We start from the raw sequence: 21,070 nt of genomic DNA, 5'->3' as shown, positions 1-21,070 counted from the left end.
TGGCGGAGCCTATCATAAAGGCAAAGCTATCAACCCTTATTAACGTAATAATTATTATTCATCTGTCACTAACAAGAGAGAGCTTTTGAAACTTGAGTTTAACGGATCTCTATTGAAAACCTCACCATTAGTCGTATCAAAAGTTGCAACATGCTTACCGTCGCCATTAGGTGTGTTGCTCCAGACATAACGCCCTAGAACATCATCTCCATCTTTCAGACTATAGCCGCTAGCAAACCCTGTACTATTTATGGCTGGGCTGTGGCAAGCTCGCTCAGTTAGAGATACTAGCTCTTTGATATTTGCTAGTCGCCAATTTTTTTTGTCAGCAAAATTGTGAAGAGGATGGTTGCCGTCCTTATTACGAATTTGTTTGGCTGTGGAGAGAGCGAGTTGCCATGACATTGTAGATCGCGTCCCCTGGCATTCTTGGTTTCCTACATTCCATGTCATACCAACTGGACAGCGCATCCATGTTAGACCTGTTTTCAGGTCAGTTACGGTACCGCTCTCAGAATATGTATAACGCGTGTTAGGTGCCGTTTTAGCAAAGTCAGTAGAACACTCTTGTGCAGCTATTGCAGTTTGAGAAGCCAAAGTAAGAGATAGTACAGTTATTAATTTCTTCATCTTATTGCCCCTTAACTGCGACTAGACGGATTGGGAATTGGTAAGAATCATCGGCACCCGCACTTGTGTTGCTTGATCGAATCTCGACGTATGAAATAGTGCCTCTATCTTTGCCCCGGGAGACAATCGCAGGGAAATAAATCTCGCCATCAATAAGTTGTGATGATGCATTCGTAAACTTAAAGTCGCTATGCCAAAACGCACCATATCCTAAATAAGGGCTACCTATGGTTTGCTGTGGAAAGTATTTAACATTAAAACCATAGACGTTGTATTTTGCATATTCATCGTTCGGAGCAAACAGTGTTTGTTCACCAAAGTCTAGTAAGTCATAAGTCTCACGGTAAGTAGGCAAGCGCCAACCAGTGATTCCACATAACGATTGTTTGTTTATGTACTGAACATATTGGCTAGTGGTACAAACTTCATCACCAGCGTCTTTACAACCTGCAAGCTCTACATCTTTGCTAAATGGCTTAAATGTTTCAGACTCAAACGCAAATAGGCGATCTTTAAATTGAACTGAGCTCGCATCCGCACTTTTGTTTTCCCAAACAAGACCAGTACGCTCGTCCATAGTACAAGCCCACTCAGTCGCATCTGCAGCTAAAGCAGCACCTTGTGAATCTAACTTAACGAACTTAAAGCCTGCGCCTGTCGACGTTTGCTTGTCCTCTTTGTCGAAGCCGTACTCCGCATCTTGACCAGGGTAAGACGCTTGAACCTCTGCTACGTCTGCTGCTCCTTCAGCAAAATAAAGAACGGCGCCCGTATCGTTACTACCAACCGTTTGTTCAGCAACCGCTACAATTTCTTCAGCAAATGCACTCACTTCCACTTCAGACAGAAGATCAGAGGCCAATGATTTACCCTGGAAGCTAAGGCTTTGAGCAAGCAGCGCTACGCCTTGGGTCATTTGTTGTGGCTGCATTGCAGCTAATAGTGCAACCGTGTTTTGCTCTAGCTTATCTAGCTCGCTGGCTTCTGCGTTAGACATTACCGTTCCAGACAGAGAAACACCGGCATCGGTGAGTTGTGCTTTCACAATCTCTTCAGCTTGAGCAACGGTTTTACCGTCAACCACAAGACCTGCGAGCAACGTTGTTACACCATTGACCGTGTTACCCGTTGCTAAGTTTTGGCCCGGAGCCGCAAGACGCAACGTTTGGTTCGAACCTTGATCAACTTGAGCAAGAATGGTGCTGGTTAGTACGTTTCTGTCGCTTGAAGTCAGGCTAAATTTACCGGCATTATCCGTTTTAGCACTCGGCTCGGTCGTATCACAAACGTAGTTTTGGTTTAAATCGATGCACACTGGCGTATCAAGAAGTGTACCTGCAGAAACGATGGTGCCAGCTACATCATAGGTCGGTGCCGACGTGTCACCACCAGAACCACCGCCACAGCCAGCTAGGGCTAGTGACATAGCAACGAAAGAATATTGAAACTTCATAGATTTTATCTTCTTTTGATTTTAATTAACGAGAGCGAATCACTCTCACCATTGAAAGCAGGAAAAGTCCTAACAAGGTCCAAGGCGAACCACTGCCACCTGAACCACCGCCACTGCTTTCTTTAGTGGTATCAGCACTACACTGATACTGAGCAAAGTGACTCACACCCCACTCTTTCAACACCCCAGAGTTCCCTGACACGCGGTCAGACACTTCGAGACGCCAAGTACCCCAACTCGGTTGACCGACAAGTGCTTGTAACTCCTCGTCATACTGAGCGGTGAAGTAACCTTTAAATCCTTTGGTATTGCTTGATTGATGGCTAAGTAGCACGACCGATTTGCCTTGTGGAGACACTAGCGTCACTTGCAGATCTTGCAGTGAGTCATGTTCGATGTTCAGGTAAACCGCAAACGAATCATCAATCGTGCGTGACTTGTCCGATAGCGTCTGAGAGAACAGTCTGTCGCCCTGCTCCGGTAAAGCGGAATTCACTGATTGAGGCTGGATATCAAGCTCTGGCGTACCATTAACCAGCATCACCTGTTCACTCCACTGGTGAGTCTTTAGGCCTTCAGCAAATTGATAATCCAATGAAATAGAGGAATCGAATTGCGTGCCACATGCTAGACCGCTTGGTAACGCCACCTTCATTGAGGTCAAGTCAGAAAGCGTTTCATCAAAGTCGAAAACAGATGCGTTGTTTAGCTTCCATTGCCCTTTGATGCTCGCTTCACGGCCAGTTTGGCTCAGGCTCAAACCAACGTCTTGACCTTGTGCGATGTATCGAGCGTCATAGCGAACACGAAGAGGTGCTTTAAGTAAGTTGTGTCTGTTGAAGCTGTCCGTCAGGAATTGGGCGTAGTCTTTATTTGGGAACAAGGTGTTTGCGGCAAACACGGTCGACTCCGCCAGATCATGCATTTTCACGCCACGACCAATGCCGTACATGCCTTCAAGAACAATGGCGTCAAACTCGCGGAACACCCTATCGGTATCATCACCGTATCGTTCAACCGATGCTTTAAGCGCTTGAAACAGCGGCGTTGACCATAGCTCGTCACCTAGTTCACCGCCCACACTGACGTGCGCTGGGTACTCTGAGCTCTCGAAGTAACGTGCTCTTTGGTTCCATAAGCTACGAGTTGTTTTGCGTGTTCCGAACACACCGTCCCAGTTGAACACCGTATCTAACTCGAATTCTTGACCACGACGCGAAGCATCCAAATATTGAATGCGGTAGCTCGCGCTGCCCGCCCAGTAATCAGCAAAACCCTCTGCGATAGCACCAGTGTGACCGTACGCCCAATCCGGTACGATTTGGTAATGAATGCCATGCCCAAGCTCGTGTATCACGACATCAGCATCGACTGCATCCGGAGAAACACCACCGACACCCAGCATGAGTGCTTTCGGACCGTAATAGTAAGTAGAGTTATCTTTTGATAAACCGCGAGCATCAAAACGAAGCGGTTCATCAAACAAGTCGTAAGTCAGGCTTGTCAGATATTGGATCGAGCTATCAAGATGATAAAAAGCCATCAACTGTGGGAACGCATTGTCACCAAACTCGGTGCTTTGCATCTCATCAACACTGTCAAATGCTTGAACCCCTTCTGCGCTGAGGAAGTCCAACGTATCGAGTACAGGCGCTTCACCAGGTGCTGGGGCTGCAAATAAACCCGTCGCATCCACTTGCTTTAATCTTGGGTTAGAGAGGTAGAACTTACCGCCGGACTTTAAAACCTCGATCGACTTGGTGACGTACTCGATCGGCTGAGGGTAATCGGACAGTGCTGACCACGTCGATTCTGGTGCCGCTTGCTGTTGCATGGTGCGAAGATCTGGGTTGAATAAAGAAACCTCAACATTAACCAGACTTCCAGAGCTCAAAGCAGGTGGCTCTTGTGCTTGCAGTTGGCGAGGTGATTCCAATTCCATTGCAACCGTTGGTTTACCGTTGCGAATGATCGTATCTTCAAGGCTCTTAAACACTCGCACAACGTGATGATTTTTATCGGTTGTTACTACGAGGGTGCGCTGTGCTTGATATTCACCGTTTACCCAAACATCAAAATTGTAATGCTCACCAAGCTGAGACTGGGTTTTGTAACGGAACTTAAACTCGCCAGCTTCTGAGTAGTGGCTGTCTAGATAAGTTTTCGCTTGCGCTTCATTCGTTACCACAGAGTCCGTTGCGGGATAATCCCACTCTGCAGCCTGCGCCGCAGGGGTACAAGCAATAAGCAGCGAAAACGCCAATGGTTTTAGCTTCATGATTTCGTCCTAGAATTCGTATTTTGCAGTCAGCGTGAAGTAGCGCCCAGGCTCAGTTGAGTAACGCTTACTTTCCTCAGCGATACCCGCTACGTCTTGGTATCGGATGTACTCTTTGTCGAACAGGTTGACGATATTTGCGCTAACACGAAGGTCTTTGGAAACGTAGTAAGTTGCGCCAAGATCAAACGTATTCCACGCGCTTGTCTGCGCACACTCTGTCGCTAGACCAAGTGTGGTCTGGCATTTAGGAACGCGATCCATGGCAGCGGCCCAGTTCCAAGCCACGTAAACGTTGAAGTCTTGGTTGGCGTATTTCAGTTGAGCATTACCTTCGAATGGCGTAATGCTTCGAACGTATTCGCCTTCCGCGTCTTTGCCATCTACGTAGCCAAACTTAGTGCTGATGTCCCATTGTTTGGTGAGCGCGTACCCCGCAGAAAGCTCTGCGCCATAAGTCTCTACGCCATCAAGGTTTTGGTACTGTTTGATGTAATTACCAGTGCTTGAGTCAAAGCCTGTGGTCACAACATCGATGAAGTTTTCAAACTTGTTGTAGAACACAGACGCATAGACATGCGCACGACCGTTATCGAACTTGTTACCAATTTCAAATGAGTCGGAAGTTTCAGCTTCTAGATCCATGTTTGGTGCAATTACAAACGGCGTGAGCGGCACAAAGTCGTGGCTTACGAAGCCATACGCTTTATCGTATTCCGGAGCACGGTAACCATGGTTATAAGATACATAAGCAATGTTGTTGGCAAACATTTCACGAGAAACCGACAGGCTTGGAGATACCTCTGAGCTATCCATGTCTTTTAATGGGAAGCCGCCCACTTCACCCGCACCGTCTGGCGTGAGACGGTGCGCATCAAAGCGTAGGCCACCTGTGATGGTCCATTTATCCAGTTCCACCATGTCTCGAACGTACAAACCAATGTTATAAGCACGAGCAGGAGCGAAAGGTTGTTTGGTCGAAGGTGTTACTCCGTTCCAATCAATCTTGGAGTCGCTATCTGTGCGTTCGTAATAGTCAGTAGAAAGCTCGACACCGTAAGCCAATTGGTGCTCAGCATTTGCTGCATAAATCGTATTAGTGAAATCGCCACGGAAGCCAATTGTTTCGTCAATGAAGGTTTTGTGTTCCAGCTCGCGACGCTTGGTGATCAAACCATTGTGATCCACTTGGCGCATTAAACGGTTGGTGTCTTCCACCACTTCGGTGTGACGCCAGTAAACTTTGGTATCCAACTCTTCGAACCAAGTTGGATTAATCGGAGTCACCTCTGCACCAATATAAGCGCTGTACTCTTCTGTGGTTTCATCCTCAGCAAAGTCTTCAATATGCCAGATGCCATCAGGTTGAATGGACGGTGAACCCTCCAAACGCTCTTGATTCTGGGTGTAGAGTTCCGCTTTGGCTTTCAACATCACCTCTTCATTGAAAAAGTGGTTGATCGTATAAGCACCGCTGTAACCATCTAGGTCGCGGTTATACAAATCTTCATCAAAGTTACGTGTCTCTTGCCCCTGCCAGTATGAAACGTTAAACAAACTCTCTGTATCACCGGAACGAAAAGCTAGATTACTCGTGCCTTTGTACTTGTTGCTGATATCGGTGTAAGTACCGGAAACATCGGTGTAGAAGTCTTTGTCTTTTAAGAAATCACCCGGCTGACTGGATTCTAAAATCACCACACCGCCGATCGCGCCAGAGCCATGCACCGAAGAACTTGCCCCTTTAATGATTTGCAGCGATTCAAAATTGGATAAATCAAAAGTATCTCTCCCAACTGCATCATTAATGTCATTCGCACCGAAGCCATCCGCAGAACGAATGCCATCACGAACGATCATAATGCGGTTACCCGTCATACCACGGATGGTAATGTTTTGCGGACGTCCTGCACCGCCCGTCACACTTACACCAGGTTCGTTACGCAGCACGTCATATAGCTCGGTCTCGCCTCTTTCTTCGATTTGCTCGTTTGTGATAACCGCGACACTACCTGCCACTTTTGACAATGGCTGATCGATTTTATTGGCGGTTACCACCACCTCTTCCATTGAGAAAACCTTAGATTCGGCGTGCACTTGACTGGCAGCAAGTACCGAAAGTACTGCCGCTGACACTGGGGTAAGCTTCATTTACTGCTCCGCTTTAGATGTTTTAATGAGTGATAGTAGAAATGCGTATTCTTTTGCTTGTTGTTCTTGCGCTTGTCGTGGGTCCATTTGGTGGCCCGAATTAAAATCAGTTTGCAACAAGTACGGCCCGTTGTGCTCACTTAACGCTGAAACTTTAGCCAGATACTTTGCGCCTTCCCAATATGGCACGCGCTGATCAATTAAACCGACTTGAACCAACATGGGTGGGTAAGCGTTTTTATGGATATTGAGAATCGGATCGTACGCCTTCATTAACGCCAATTGTTCAGGTTTGGTTGGGTTACCCCATTCGCCATACTGCTGTGTGGTAAGCGGAAGTGAGGTATCCGACATACTTGCAACCACATCAACAAAAGGCACTTTAAGTACGACACCTGAAAACAATTTAGGATCTTGATTAACCGCTCCGGCCACCAACGTACCACCAGCACTAGAACCGATGGCGAAAACCTCTCTATTGCCACGTTCGAATGTTTGCAGCGCCTTCGCGGCCGCGACAAAATCACCAATAGAATTGGCTTTTCGCACACCACGGCCTTGCTCGTGCCATTCATCGCCAAAGTACCCACCGCCACGGACATGGGCGATAGCGTAAATCACACCTTGGTCGAGTAAACTGATAACCTGAGGCATAAAGTACGGTTTCATCGTAAAACCATACGCGCCGTAACCGTAAATCATCACAGGAGATTGTGGGTGCAATTTGTCTTTGCGATACGCCAAAGAGACCGGGACAGAAACGCCGTCGTGCTTAATAAAAATACGTTGGGATACATAACGCTGACTATCAAAGTCTTGGTAAGCATCTTGAGAGTACAAGGATTTATTCAGCGTTTTTACATCGAACTCTTCCCACTGAGGAGGCGTAGTCATCGACATGCTTCGGATACGAATTTTGTTTGATTCAAAATCGCCCAATGTGCTTAGCCAAGCGACATTACCATCGTGTTCCAATGGCAGTATCACTTTTTCCTGCCCTTGGTAAGAATACACCGTCAATGTCGACAAGTTGTTTGGCTTACTAAGTGCCACAACTCCTGCATCATAAAGGTAGAACTGTTCAAGCGGCTCACGAGGATTGGTAAAGCGTTGCCATGTTGCGCCAAGCGGTGCGAGTTCGGCTTGGTAAAGGGCGAACTTTCCTTCCAGGTTGCTTTTAAGATAAATATAACCTTTCGCCACATCCGCGTAATATTCCACACCCACTTCAGGCTTTCGCAATGAATCTGAGACAGTGCCCGTTTCTAGGTCGACAAGCTTCTGCTCTGTTGTTGACTCGTTGTTGCTTTGCAGCACAGCATAACGGCTATCTGCCGCACGATAGAAAGAAAGTAACCAATCTGACTTGGGTTCATTCCATAGGACTGTTTTTGCCAAAGATTCAGTGGAGATACGTAAGATCTGATGAGGTCGCTGGGTGCGCTTTTCTTTTGCAACGAGGAATGCCACTTTCCCGTTAGGTGACAACAATACGCCACTATCGACGTGCGTCGCCAGTTCCGTAGATTGACCGGAGAGTAAATCAACAACCACAGCACGATATTGTTCGCTGCCGTCGATATCTTCCGTGAAAAGTAGCGTGTCACCATTCACTTGCCATTGACCAAGTTGGTAGTACTGATGCGCAGATTGTCGTTCATCGAAATCGAACACCACGTTTTCTGGTGCATGTTGACTCGCACGGGATAATAGTAAGTAACGACCATCGCGACGCATTAGCGTCCACTCTCTTCCACTCACGATCGACCATGGCTTATCACCTTTGTCTGCCACCATGGTATCCCACTGCGTTAGTAGGTTTTTTGTCAACGTCTGATAACTTTTTTGGTGCTGTTCAGTTTTGTGGTTTTGTTCTGTTAGGTAGGTAAGAACTCGCTCATCTTTACGAGCATCATCTCGAAGCCAGTTGAAATCATCAGCAGCAAAGCCAGAACTAGAGGTAATTATGAGCCCTAAAAAAACATGAGTAAATTTCATATAGAGAGCGAATTCATTTATAGGATTAATACAATGGCGCGTATTCTGCCCTCAAATAAAAATGAGATCAATTATCATTTTCATGATCATGTGAGATTTTTATCTAGTGTGTGAGGAAAAACGTTTGCTTTGACCGAGGTTATAAAACTTAATAACTTCCTAAATTAGCGTTCTATGCTGTTTATATACAACCAGACGGATATAAAAGCTGACTAACGAGTGAGTATGGAAAGACGCTATTTCACCTAGCGACAGACATAAAAAATCCGAGTGCGAACACTCGGATTTTTAAGAACTAAAATCAATGGGAAACTACAGCAGCTTTTACTCTTCAGAGCTCGGTGCCGCTGGTTTTTTCTTAGGGATGAAGACATCATCACCCACAGATACGTTTTTGTAGAAGCTCTTGTCACGCTTAGCTGGTTTTTTCGCCGATTTTTTCGCTTGAGGGCGAGCTTTCTTTGCGGTCGCTTTCTTATTGCGGAAATCTGGTTTAGGTGGCTTAAGGCCTTTAAACTTACCTTTCAAATCTTCGAACAATGAAAACTCAAGATCTTGTTGTAGGTATGCTTCTACACGTTTAAAGCTATCCCAGTCTTTTGGACCAACAAGAGAGATTGCATCCCCTTTGTTTCCTGCACGACCAGTACGACCAACTCGGTGTACGTATTCTTCGGTATGCTTTGGCATATCGAAGTTGATGACGTGTGTCACAGTTGCAATATCCAAACCGCGGGAAGCAACATCAGTCGTTACAAGGATCTTAAATACTGCGCGCTCAAACTGACTCATAATGGTGTTACGTTGAGTCTGGTTCAAGTTACCACTTAGTGCTACAGCCTTCAGTTTCTTTTCGTTCAGCTTTTCTGTTAGTCGCTCAGTATCATCACGCGTTGCCGTAAAGATAATAACTTGACGGTATTCAGCCTCAGAAAGAACACGATCTAAAATTGCCTCTTTATGATCTAGGTGATCACACAAGTAAAATTTTTGCGTGATATCTTTATGCTCTTCGTTAGAAACGCCGATAGCAATTCGCTTTGGCGCATTGAGCATTTCAGCCGCGATTTCATTGACGTCTGCATGATCTAATGTCGCAGAGAACATCAACGTTTGACGACGACGATGCTTGGCTGCTTTATGAATGCGACGAAGCTCTGGTGCAAAACCCAAATCCAACATGCGGTCTGCTTCGTCAAGAATCAGCGTTTCCAAACCATCCAGATAAAGCGAACGATGATCTAAGTGATCAGCCAAACGTCCTGGTGTCGCCACGATAAATTTCGGGTAACGACGCAGAGCTTTTACTTGATCGTTAAAGTTCTCACCACCCAAAATCAGTGCTGCTTCATAAGATAGGCCAGCTAGCATAGAACGAAGCTCACCATATACTTGTTTCGCTAGCTCACGAGTAGGAGCAAGGATTACCGCGCGAGGGTCTTTCGCAGAAAACGATTTTGTCTTTAAAGACTTATGAAGCATTGGCAATACAAACGCCAAAGTCTTGCCCGAACCTGTTTTCGAAGATGCCAATAGATCCTTGCCTGCAATCGCAACAGGAATCGCCTGCTGCTGAATGTCAGTCGCTTTTTTAAAATCGTAGTGTTTTAGGTTCTTCAACAATCGGTTGTCTAGGCCTAGATCTTTAAATTGCAAAGTATTCTCCAATAAATCAGTCAGCGTCTGAGCGCTCTGTAGTGTCGTTTCCGCTCTAACGCAGCAAAAAAATAAAGCTCGGTATAATACCGCAAATCATAGGAGTATAGATAGAGATCACACAAACTAATTCCCTGTGGTAACGGTAAAACATCATTTGTGGCTCAGTTCAGAGTAAAGACTAGCCTTTTTGATGAGCAGCTGGACAGGAAGTTTAGAGAAAAGCCGTTCAAATATGCCTTCTATCCATCAACAAAACGACTTAAATAGCAGTTATTTGGGCCAATAAACTTTCATTTGTGTCAATATCGTCTAAATTATTGATATCAGGAACGTGGCAAATACACCTGCTATGAAAACTGTTGTGAGAACGAAATAAAGGATAGGTAGTTAAACTTTGTTAAGTTCAGGTAAAAGTTGACGTCAGGTACTCCATGAAATTCTTGGGTTTTTTTGACTTTTGCTACATCATGTACTGATAAAATGTAACCACATTTAACCTCGCTACTGTATAAAATAATAGTTAGTAGCGAGACTTTCACTATAAGCAAGGAGTTCTTATATGAACAAAACGTTGATCGCAGCTGCAGCAACTTCAGTACTTCTACTAGCCGGTTGTGCTTCTTCTGATGACGCAGCTACAGCAAATGCAGCAAAATTAGACGAACTAAGCAACCAAGTTAGCCAACTAAGCCAAGACGTACAAGCTCTTCAATCTGACGTTCAAAAATCAGGCGCAGCAGCAATGGCTGCTCAAGAAGAAGCTGAGCGTGCTAACGAGCGTATCGATAACATCGCTCAGTCTTACACTAAGTAAGATTTAATACCGCGTCTTAACGCCCGTTAAGGCGCGGTTATTTCGATGGGAACCCCATTCTGTGCAGCGATTGCTGCTTTAGCCTTCACGTTTTTCATACCGAATTCATCCAACCACCACTTTAACTCTTTCGGCACTTTCAGTTCATCTTTCTCGCCATTACTACGAGTCAAAGGCTCATGTGCTTCTAAGAACACACTTCTGTCAGGCTCAAGTGTCATTTTGATAGGCTGGTTAATGATATTAACGTCTTCGCCGTTACGAACCTTGTCAAATAACCACTCAATGTCACTTGGGTCCATACGAATACAACCCGCGCTGACTCGCATACCAATCCCAAAGTCCTTGTTGGTACCATGAATTAGGTATTCGCCATTCCCGTAAGCTAAACGCAATGCAAACATACCAAGTGGATTATCAGGCCCCGCAGGAACAACGGCTGGTAGGTCAATGCCCTTTGCTTTGTACTCGGCACGAATAGAGGCTGGAGGAGTCCATGTAGGGTTCGGTCGTTTTTGGCTGATACGCGTTGTCATTACTGGGGTATCGCGCCCTATTCGGCCAATTCCGACAGGAAATACATGGACAATATCCTCTCCTTTCGGAAAGTAATATAAGCGCAGCTCGGCTAGATTAATAACGATACCTTTATAAGGTACGTCTGGGAGGATTAGCTGTGTCGGAATAGTAAGAACATGCCCCTCTTCTGGTAAGAAGGGATCCACTCCTTTGTTTGCGGCCATTAAACCTAGCATACCCACATCGTAGAGCTTAGCGATATTTGCCATGGTTTCGCCTTCTTGAACGACGTGGTTTTCAAGGCGACCAATTAAACGGCTTCCATCCTCTGGTAATTCGTACATCTTAGCGAATGATAGACCACTCACTAAAGATAACGACACAGATAGCAGGGTACGTTTTGCGAAACTCATTGATCGCTTTTTGCTAAGCATTTCACTCTATTCCTTGGCACTTTTAAAGAGCTGTAAGGTTATCTCTCTTTCTGTCTTGTGATCAACCATCGGCTTGTGATATTCCAGTAAAGAAAAGCCCTCCCAAGTCCAAGGTTTATGGATGTATTTGTTCGGTACACTTTTGATTTCTGGTACCCAGTGGCGCACAAATTCACCATTAACATCGAACTTTTCGCCTTGGCTTATCGGGTTGAAAATACGAAAGTATGGCTGCCCGTCACAACCCGTAGAAGCAGACCATTGCCAGCCACCATTGTTCGCTGCAAAATCGCCGTCCACCAGCTTACTCATGAAGTACGCTTCTCCCCATCGCCAATCAATATGTAAGTCCTTGGTAAGAAAGCTCGCGACAATCATACGTAATCGGTTGTGCATCCAGCCTGTTTGATTGAGCTGACGCATTGCTGCATCAACGATTGGGTATCCTGTTGTTCCTGTCTTCCATCGCTCAAAGGCTTTCTCATCATAGGACCACTGGATTTTATCCTCCCAATCGATAAATCCTTTGCCTTTGACGAGTTTTGGTTCGAAAACCAATAGGTGCTGATAAAACTCACGCCAAATGATCTCACTTAACCAAGTTGCTTTCCCTTCTGTAAGGTCATTTTGTTGATTTTCAGCATACAAACGAGCAATACACTGCCTTGGTGATAGCGCGCCAATCGCAAGGTATGGAGACAGTTGGCTAGTGCCATCAATAGCTGGAAAGTCTCGCTCGCTTTGATACGCGTCACTGCGCTCCCGTGCAAATTCCCTAAGCTGCTTCAAAATATCATTAGTCGAAGCCAGCCAGTCTTCACTGGATTCTCGAGGATAGCTAAATGTGAAGCTTGAATTAAATCGAGCCGACTCTAATTGTTCGAGTACCTTTTTATTGAGTGGCGCTTGCTCGTGAGGTTTTACTACCGTCGGCATATGGAACTGCGTTAACCAAGCACGCTTGAATGGCGTAAACACCTTAAAATATTCGCCTTGCTTATTAAGAACCGTCGTTGGCGCGTGCACACATTTGTCATGAAACAGTTCAAATTCGATATCGTGAGAAGCTAACGCTTCACTTACTTGTGTATCGAGCTCTCGTTCGTTCACCTCATAGTGAATGTTTGCCATGACAGACGTGGCTTCAAGTGTTTCCGCCCACCCACTAATCACATCTGTACAATCGGAAAACGACGGCACCTCTTTGTACAAAAAGGGAATATTAAGGCTTTCAAGCTCCTCGTTAAGACAAGCTAAGCGACGAGCAATGAGGTCTGCCTGCATCGGCGCCATGTGATGCTCCCGCCACTGCTCTGGCGTCGCGATAAAGCAAGCGACGACAGGCTGACCTGAATCCAATGCCGCTTTGAGTGCCGTGTGGTCTAACGTACGTAAGTCACGTCGAAACCATACTAAAATCATGGTAGCTCCTATCTTTTGTCTACTAAGTTAGGTGTAATTTCTCTATCACTTCAGAGCACCCCATCCGATCACCTAGTTGTGCGTGAAGCATTTTGATGGACGCTACTTGTTTAGCAGCTAGCGCTTTGTTGGAGAAAAGGTAGATAAACGAACCATTTTCAACGACCTCGTGATCTAGTAGACCAGAAACATCATCAACCTTATCGATCAAAGTCGTGTGATACCCTTGTTCGCAAAGCTTCGCTGCTTGAATCCAACTCTCAGACTCTCTGTTTTGTTCAAAGCTAATGAGCAGACACTTTCCTTTGGAAGCGGCTTTGTTTTCAGAATCGATTACAAGGACAAGTCGAGTGATCAAACAAGTCTGAAATAACCCTACTTGTAAAGATCGCAGCGATCCTTTCACCATGTCTAGCGCATCAAATACTGGGCTAATAAACTGATCAATAACGAGTTTTAGTGGATACTCTTTAAGAACAGAGGCAAGTAAACTCTCTGCTTTTCCTCGATTCAGGGTAGACAGCGCAAGCAGCATGTTTTCAACTTCTTCGAGTGTGCGAACCTCGTTTTTGACTTCGACATCGGCGCTTTTTCCTAGCAGCCCCTTCACTTTACCAATCGAAATCCCCTTCGCGAGCCAGCTCTGGACTTCGCGAATCGTATCGAGATCTTGCTGGCGATAAAGTCTGTGTCCTTTTTCAGTTCGCTGAGGTTGGATCAAGTTGTATCTTCGTTGCCAAGCTCTCAGCGTAACTGGTTTTACACCCGTGATTTCTGCGACATCTCGGATCGCGTATAGTTTTTCTTCTGAACTACAAACCATAGCGTAATCTCATCTCCTGCGGATACGGTTCTAAAAACTTCTGTTTTGCTAAATATTCGTCTGGGTAAGTATTTAAGTAATGCTTAATCAATGTAAGTGGTGCTAGCAGAGGCAGCATTCCGATACGGTAGTCGTGAATCACTGTCGCTAACTCTTCTTTTTCTTCTTTAGTTAGTGAGCGTTTGAAGTACCCTTGTAAATGCATCAACACATTTGTGTTATTTTTGCGGCTAGCCCGATTCGTTAACGCCTTCATCAGTCCTAAACGATACTCTTGGTAAAAGTCTTCAATTTCATAATTAGCGACATCAGCGACTAAGCGGCCAAGGGAGCGGTATGACTCTGGGTGGTGTGCCATTAACGTCAGTTTGTAGCGCGAATGAAAGTCGATGATTTTGCCACGAGTAGGCTCACCATCCATCGAGTCGTAAAAGTCATTTAGACAAAATACTCGAGTGATAAAATTTTCTTTCAATACAGGGTCGTTAAGTCTGCCATCCTCTTCAACAGGCAACCAAGGCATTTTTTGCATCAATGTTTGTGTATACAAGCCAACACCTTCTTTCGCAGCACTGTTCTTGCTGTAAACCTTGACTCGCTCCATGCCACAAGTTGGTGACTTAGCACAAACGATGTAACCACAAAGCTGCTCGCTTTGAAGTTCATCTACTTTATTGGCCGAGTAAGTGAGCATATTGTCGGTATGATCATTTTCTGGATTTTTGGTTTCAACCAATGCAACACGCTCTTCATTAGAAACAAGACGAATGGTTGGACGGGGTACTGGCATACCTACGCCGACTTCAGGGCATACCGAAATAAAGTCAAAATACGGGCTAAGCTCTTTAGTCACAAAGTTGCTCACCTTATGACCAGAGTCAAAACGCACTCGTTCACCCAAAACACACGAACTGATACCTACTTTGATCGAAGATTCCATGATGACGCATCCCTATACAAAAAGTTTTGTTGTATAACTTATAGCAAGCCTTTCCAGATTGTACAAGAAAATAAGTTGTACAATTTAATCGTTTTACTTCACTCGAAAGTATTTCGATCAACCAGCTGTCAGAAAAAAGTTTGGCCCAAAAACAAAGAATTTGTGCGCGCAATCGACAAACTGCTCAAAAGCAAATCGATTGCTCTTTTGATTTCAACAGATTTGGTTATCAATAGGAGTTGCAGTTTCTAAATGCGTGGTTTTTGTGACTAAGCTCTCAAGGGGCCACTGTACGTCCCGTTATTATTGCCTCAACGAAAACGAACAAGTTCAACAGAATTGGTAATAGCGTTCTATAATAGAGGCGTTTTATCAAAACAAAACTTTGGAGAGCACTTATGGCAACCCCACACATTAACGCACAACCAGGTGATTTCGCTGAAACAGTTCTAATGCCAGGCGACCCGTTGCGCGCTAAATACATCGCTGAAACGTTCCTAGAAGATGTGAAACAAGTTTGTGACGTTCGCAACATGTTCGGCTTTACTGGCACTTACAAAGGCAAAAAAGTTTCTGTAATGGGCCACGGCATGGGTATCCCGTCTTGCTGTATCTACGTACACGAGCTAATCGCTGAATACGGCGTGAAAAACGTTATCCGTGTGGGTAGCTGTGGTGCAGTACGTGACGACGTGAAACTAATGGACGTTGTTATCGGTATGGGTGCTTCTACAGACTCTAAAGTTAACCGTATCCGTTTCAACAACCACGATTTCGCAGCAATCGCTGATTACGGTCTTCTAGAAGAAGCAGTTAACCAAGCGCGCGCTCAGGAAGTGCCTGTAAAAGTAGGTAACGTATTCTCTGCAGACCTGTTCTACACACCAGAAGCAGACATCTTCGAGAAGATGGAAAAACTAGGCATCCTAGGTGTAGACATGGAAGCGGCTGGTATCTACGGCGTAGCAGCTGACCTAGGCGCGAAAGCACTGACTATCCTGACAGTTTCTGACCACATCATCCGTGGTGAAAAACTAAGCTCAGAAGAGCGTCAGAAGTCGTTCAACGACATGATGAAAGTTGCACTAGAAACTGCAATCAACATCTGAGAACAAATAGTAAGTAATAATTTGCAGCCAGAGTTATGCTGGCTGCCCGAATTATCCCGAGGGGGCGATTGTGTCTAACGGCGAACTGCCAAAAGACGCAGATGGGTTACAACTCAACTTTTGTAAAACATTGGCGTGTGACAACTTTGGATTGAGTGATGCAAAGCGTTACGTTCTGCAACATGCGAACCCTAAGCGTCCGGCGATGGTATGCCGTGAATGTGGAGCTTTCCCCCCCTTACTTAATAATCGCGATGTCGTGAACGAACTTCATCGCCTGCGGCACGTCCACAGTGACGGGTTGCCTGCTTGCCGTAATGATGATTGCGACAACTTTGGACTTTCTGTCCACACTCACAAACACCTCTATCACGCTTTCGGTTACAGTGGCGATCGCCAACGTTACCGCTGTAAAGTGTGTCAAAGTACCTTTGTCGACAAGTGGTCTGGTGCCAACAAGAAGCTTCAATTTCAAGAGAACTTGATGGGTTTATTGTTTACGGGATATTCCGTACGAGAAATCTGCCGCAAGCTTAGTATTAACCCAAAAACCTTTTACGATCATGTTGACCATATAGCTAGCCGCTGCCGCCGCAAGCTGGCAACCATTGATGCGCGCTGGGTAAACCACGCAACGCATTATGAATTGGCCTCAAACTATATTGCATTGCAACCGAACAGCAATAATGGTGTGTATTGGATTGTTTCTGGCGAAGCGCATTCTGGCTATATTCTTTGCCAGCACGTCAATTATTCCGCTGATGAAGAGCCAATCGCAACTCTCGATCATAATCCTTACGATGAGGTGTCTCGTTTTGTTTCCCAGGAGTACGTAGCGGAAGCAAGTGAGCCGCTTGCGGAACCTTCTCATCACCTCAGAGAGCGAATTGACCAAAAATACCAAACAATTTTGGCTCGCGGTAACGTAGAAGACCCTCTTGGTAATCTATCTGTATTTCATTACCCTTCAAAAGGGGCATTAGTCCGTCCGCCATACACCTCGTATGCACACTATTTGCACGTACTTGATATGTGCTGCCCAAACAAACGTGTATCTCTATACATGCCTCAAGATCCCCTACTACGTTCAGCTGCATTGAGCGTTTGTTTACCTCGTATTAAAGAGAAAAGTGTCGACTTGATGTATGTAGAAGAGGACGCTAGTTGGGACATGAGCACTCCCTTTGGCAAAGTCGATATCGCCTATATGAGTTGGTGGCGCGATCGTTGGGCAATCTCTAGTCAAAACGAAAACCACAAAGGCATTTGCTACCTCGCTGGCGATCAAAATGAGCCTGAAAAATGGTTTAACGTTGCGACAACTCGTCATGTGAAGTTTTATCAAAACCGCTTTCAGATTCTTTTCGAAAGCTTCATTAACGAGCCACGTCGCAAATTACGACCTGCTGGTATTTTACCTCTTTTAGATATATTCAGAGCTTGGCATAATTTGTGCTATCAGGATAAACAAGGTCTTACCGCTGCACAAAGGTTGGAAGTCTCTGATGCACCTTTGACAATCAAACAGCTCCTATCGTAGCTATTCTATTGGTAATTTAGATGTAGTAATTAGGGGTTGTAACGGTATACATTACGGCCCCTGATCGTTTACCAAAACGTTATCCGCATCGCTTTGGTAAAGAAACATGCATCTAACCACTTAATATTAGGTGTGATTTCCAGTTCGATAGTCATGGATGTGAACGTTGGATAAAAACCAAATTCAGCTAGAAGATGATCTCACTAAGCTTAAAGGCCAAATAAAATCGGCCCCTAAACATACCTTTAATATTGCGCAGCAATATCGTATCCGCGCGGAACAAATTTTATTTGTGGACGGAGAGATCAAAGCCTTACTCATCATGGCGCAATGCTGTTGGTGCCTAATGGATTACCGACAAGGCTTAAAACTCGTCAAAGACGCTTACAGCAAACAAACACAGCTTGAAACCGACGATCATCTCCCGGAAATTCTCCATCTTTTTGCACTCCAATATTGGGGCCAAGCAAAGTATTATTCCGCGCAACAATATTGGATTAATGCGCTCGAACAATCTGCTCTTGTTGATGATGTTGAAATTCAAATCGAATCTCTAATTGGGCTTGGTAATGTATGGCGCATCACTAATGAACACCAACTTGCCGCTTCAACTCATGAGTTAGCCGTTAAAGTGGCAAACAATGTTCGTATTGCTTGGTTAGAAGGCAAAGCGCGCATCCTATTAGCTTGGGACTATTACTTACTAAATAAGTTTGTCGAGATGCTTACGGTACTGGATGGAGCAACCGAAGTATTAAAAGATCATGATGACAGTACGTGGCAAGCCGAGATCTGGGACTTTAAAGGGTTAGCACTGCTTGGACTAGAACGCCTTGATGCGGCCGAAGAAGCCACCCAAAAAGCCCACCAGCTCGCCATTGAGCATGACCTCGTTTGGATGAAAGCACACTCTTTTATTAGCCGAGCAAGACTTGAGCTTTTGCGCCAAAATACAGACAGCGCTGCCAAGTTGCTACTTGCAGCAGAAGAGTCTGCACTCAGTTTCGACCACGGTGAGCTACTCAGCCAAATTTGCTTCCAACAATCACGAGTCGCTGAAGAACAAGGTGACTTTGAGTCTGCGTTTAACGCGTTCAAGAAATACCGTAAGCACGCACTCAAAATGCTCAAAGAACAAACTCATCGAATCAGCATGGATAAAGCAAGAGGCTCTAAACGCCAACTAGAGCAGCGAGCACGTAAGCTGATCAATCATATTCGCTCTCAACACGAATACGACCCTGAAAAACAGTTCTCTAATGTCGTTTCTGAGACCTACTGGTGGGAACAGTTAGTTTTGTTTAAAACGGAGCTCAAACGCTCTAACCACGCCATCATTATGATTCAGCATTCAAACCCCGAAGTTCTCGATGTTTGTACCGAGCTCGTTCATGCATTGACAACCTCCAGCGACCTCATCTCGAGAATTTCCAGTAACAGGCTAGCAATGTTAATTGCAGAAAAAGGTCAAGCAGCAGAAGAGGTCTACCGCACTGTCCAAGCGATGTTAGACATCTATCCATGGAAGCGACGCGGAATCAAAGGCCCGAAACCGATACTGTATTTGCAAGATATCCTGACCTTCCCATTCACGTTAGAACAGCTCGAAGAAAGTTATATTGAGGTAATGAAGAATGGAACAACTGCTTAGCAAGGTGACTGACGCAGGTATCGATCCTTCTTCCGTTTCAGGTGAAGAAGCGATTACGCTATGGGAACACATAGGGTTACATATTGCGTCAACAAACCGAGAGAAAGCGCATTGCTATATCATTAGCGCCGAGTATCGAAGAGAGATCAAACAGCTCAACGACAGCATTAGTGAATTGAAACAAGCGCTTGAGTTGCTTGTTTTACCAGAGGATGTAGAAGATATTCTTTCTGTGAAAGCAAGCTTGAGTGAGCGTTTGGTTGAAGTAGGTGACTACAATGCGGCATTAACCGAGTATGTTGCTTCAACCAATATCGCCGTCGAGTACGGCTATATTGATGAGTACGTATTGGCCATTATTGGAATGGGTAATTTGTGCGATGCCCATGGGGATCACCAACGTGCATTACGTTATTATCAAAAAATAGATGCTATCGATCACGCTATTGGCAGTCGATCCCTACGCCTTCGTTACAAGCTGTACATGCTTGCCTGTTATATCAGCTTGAACCGTACCGCAGACGCCAAAGAACTATTGAGTGAATGTGAAGAACTGAGCATTCTCGTCAGTGATAAAAACCTCGCCGCACAAATTCACCTCTACCGAGCCAAATTACATCGTCTGCAAGAAGACTACCCCAATGCGTTGCTGGCTATTTCGAATGTTCAGTATACAACGGGTAGTGCCACGACATACTGGTTATCCACGATGGTCAAAATTGAGACTGCGTATTGTCTAAACGGTGTAGGGCACACTTCTTTAGCTAATTTAACGTTGGACTCCATCAGTAAAAGGATTCAAAAGCAACTATCTCCTATCGTTACTCAGCATTTTTATAACGCGATGAGTCAAGTTTACGCCTCTCAAGGGTTGTATCAAGAAGCATTAAATTGTGAAAAAAAAGCGCATAGAATCGAATCTGATCTTGTAAAACATATTCCGATCGGTGAGTTAGGGTCTGCTCAACTACGCCGACTTTCACGCTTTGAGTTACAACTCAAACTCATTTTGTCAGAGCTAGAAAACAAAGAACTAAAAGAAACCACCAAGCAGCATAAAAATACTGTTGCTCAGCTACAGCAGGACGTCTTTACCGATCCACTTACGTCTTTACACAACCGACGCTGGTTAGAAGTTAAACTAAAAGATCTACTTCTGCACGATACTGCATTTGCATTGATGGTCATCGATATCGATCACTTCAAATCCATCAATGACGAACTAAGCCACTTGGTTGGCGACAAAGCGATCAAAAGTGTGTCACAGGAACTGGCGTCCTACTTCAGATTTAAAGGCGCATCGTGCGTACGATTTGGTGGTGAAGAGTTCCTCGTGATCCTTGAGAATACCCAACTGGAACGCGCAGAAATGCATGCCGAGAATTATCGTGAACGGATTTATCAATATGGTTGGGACGATATTCTTGGTGAACGGGGGCTGACCGTATCCATAGGGATTACCTTGCATCGAGAAGGCGAGAATACTCAGCGAACTTTTTATCGTGCAGACAAAGCTCTTTATCGCGCCAAAGCCAATGGCAGAAACCAAGTCTGTACCGAACTTTAAACCATGCCCCGGTTGACACCTGGGGCTTTAGTATACTTTTTACTTATCCTTCCTATATCACTTCACTGCTTGTTTAAATAAG

General features: G+C 45.1%; 15 protein-coding genes. 5 read left to right on the top strand and 10 right to left on the bottom strand.

The annotated features are described in order from the left end of the window. Positions 1 to 54: 54 nt before the first annotated feature. The 6 genes from R7Z49_RS08375 to R7Z49_RS08350 form a co-directional block, all read right to left on the bottom strand. Positions 55 to 630, bottom strand: a complete 576-nt coding sequence (locus R7Z49_RS08375) for a DUF1566 domain-containing protein (RefSeq protein ID WP_005375151.1) — start codon at positions 628 to 630, stop codon at positions 55 to 57. A 1-nt stretch (position 631) separates the two neighbouring features. Beyond that, positions 632 to 2,083: a DUF1566 domain-containing protein gene (locus tag R7Z49_RS08370; RefSeq protein WP_086047251.1), complete on the bottom strand. Its 1,452-nt coding sequence runs from the start codon at positions 2,081 to 2,083 to the stop codon at positions 632 to 634. Between the two features lie 25 nt (positions 2,084 to 2,108). Next, complete coding sequence (locus R7Z49_RS08365; RefSeq protein WP_318111542.1) at positions 2,109 to 4,361, bottom strand: proprotein convertase P-domain-containing protein; 2,253 nt, start codon at positions 4,359 to 4,361, stop codon at positions 2,109 to 2,111. A gap of 9 nt (positions 4,362 to 4,370) precedes the next feature. Continuing rightward, positions 4,371 to 6,512 carry a TonB-dependent hemoglobin/transferrin/lactoferrin family receptor gene (locus R7Z49_RS08360; protein WP_318111541.1) on the bottom strand — a complete coding sequence of 714 codons (2,142 nt, stop codon included), beginning with the start codon at positions 6,510 to 6,512 and terminating at the stop codon, positions 4,371 to 4,373. Further along, positions 6,513 to 8,510 carry a prolyl oligopeptidase family serine peptidase gene (locus R7Z49_RS08355; protein ID WP_186585110.1) on the bottom strand — a complete coding sequence of 666 codons (1,998 nt, stop codon included), beginning with the start codon at positions 8,508 to 8,510 and terminating at the stop codon, positions 6,513 to 6,515. Between the two features lie 324 nt (positions 8,511 to 8,834). Further along, positions 8,835 to 10,178, bottom strand: coding sequence for a DEAD/DEAH box helicase (locus R7Z49_RS08350; RefSeq protein ID WP_031812859.1), 1,344 nt, complete (start codon positions 10,176 to 10,178; stop codon positions 8,835 to 8,837). 550 nt (positions 10,179 to 10,728) lie between these two features. On the opposite strand from R7Z49_RS08350, the gene R7Z49_RS08345 reads away from it, so the two are divergent. Next, positions 10,729 to 10,983: an Lpp/OprI family alanine-zipper lipoprotein gene (locus R7Z49_RS08345; protein WP_005375145.1), complete on the top strand. Its 255-nt coding sequence runs from the start codon at positions 10,729 to 10,731 to the stop codon at positions 10,981 to 10,983. Between the two features lie 26 nt (positions 10,984 to 11,009). Here R7Z49_RS08345 and R7Z49_RS08340 read toward each other — a convergent pair whose 3' ends face one another. From R7Z49_RS08340 to R7Z49_RS08325, 4 genes are read right to left on the bottom strand one after another with little or no spacing between them, the layout of a single operon-like run. Beyond that, entirely contained in the window at positions 11,010 to 11,936 is a 927-nt protein-coding gene (locus R7Z49_RS08340; protein ID WP_025768560.1) for a L,D-transpeptidase family protein, read from the bottom strand. A gap of 6 nt (positions 11,937 to 11,942) precedes the next feature. Then, positions 11,943 to 13,358, bottom strand: coding sequence for a deoxyribodipyrimidine photo-lyase (phrB, locus tag R7Z49_RS08335; protein WP_033906725.1), 1,416 nt, complete (start codon positions 13,356 to 13,358; stop codon positions 11,943 to 11,945). A 22-nt stretch (positions 13,359 to 13,380) separates the two neighbouring features. Further along, the gene (locus R7Z49_RS08330; RefSeq protein ID WP_065275469.1) at positions 13,381 to 14,181 is read right to left on the bottom strand and encodes a MerR family transcriptional regulator; all 801 of its coding nucleotides are present in this window, start codon (positions 14,179 to 14,181) and stop codon (positions 13,381 to 13,383) included. Continuing rightward, complete coding sequence (locus R7Z49_RS08325) at positions 14,171 to 15,121, bottom strand: YbgA family protein (RefSeq protein WP_017635475.1); 951 nt, start codon at positions 15,119 to 15,121, stop codon at positions 14,171 to 14,173. Before R7Z49_RS08325 ends, R7Z49_RS08330 begins: the two co-directional genes overlap by 11 nt. Positions 15,122 to 15,519: 398 nt before the next feature. Between R7Z49_RS08325 and deoD the strand changes: the two genes are divergently transcribed. The 4 genes from deoD (at position 15,520) to R7Z49_RS08305 (ending at position 20,988) form a co-directional block, all read left to right on the top strand. Further along, positions 15,520 to 16,230, top strand: a complete 711-nt coding sequence (gene deoD, locus R7Z49_RS08320; RefSeq protein ID WP_005375140.1) for a purine-nucleoside phosphorylase — start codon at positions 15,520 to 15,522, stop codon at positions 16,228 to 16,230. A 70-nt stretch (positions 16,231 to 16,300) separates the two neighbouring features. Next, positions 16,301 to 17,770, top strand: coding sequence for a hypothetical protein (locus R7Z49_RS08315; RefSeq protein ID WP_005383936.1), 1,470 nt, complete (start codon positions 16,301 to 16,303; stop codon positions 17,768 to 17,770). Between the two features lie 166 nt (positions 17,771 to 17,936). Further along, positions 17,937 to 19,421 (top strand): hypothetical protein, encoded by a 1,485-nt coding sequence (locus R7Z49_RS08310; RefSeq protein ID WP_005375137.1) that lies wholly within the window; start codon positions 17,937 to 17,939, stop codon positions 19,419 to 19,421. Continuing rightward, on the top strand, positions 19,405 to 20,988 hold the full coding sequence (locus R7Z49_RS08305) for a GGDEF domain-containing protein (RefSeq protein ID WP_017820511.1): 1,584 nt from the start codon (positions 19,405 to 19,407) through the stop codon (positions 20,986 to 20,988). Before R7Z49_RS08310 ends, R7Z49_RS08305 begins: the two co-directional genes overlap by 17 nt. Positions 20,989 to 21,070: the final 82 nt, after the last annotated feature.

It is taken from the genome of Vibrio sp. 1562 (genome assembly GCF_033340155.1).
Lineage (GTDB): Bacteria > Pseudomonadota > Gammaproteobacteria > Enterobacterales > Vibrionaceae > Vibrio > Vibrio alginolyticus.
The sequence above is the reverse complement of the archived record's forward strand: the minus strand, read 5'-3'. Positions and strand labels throughout refer to the sequence as shown.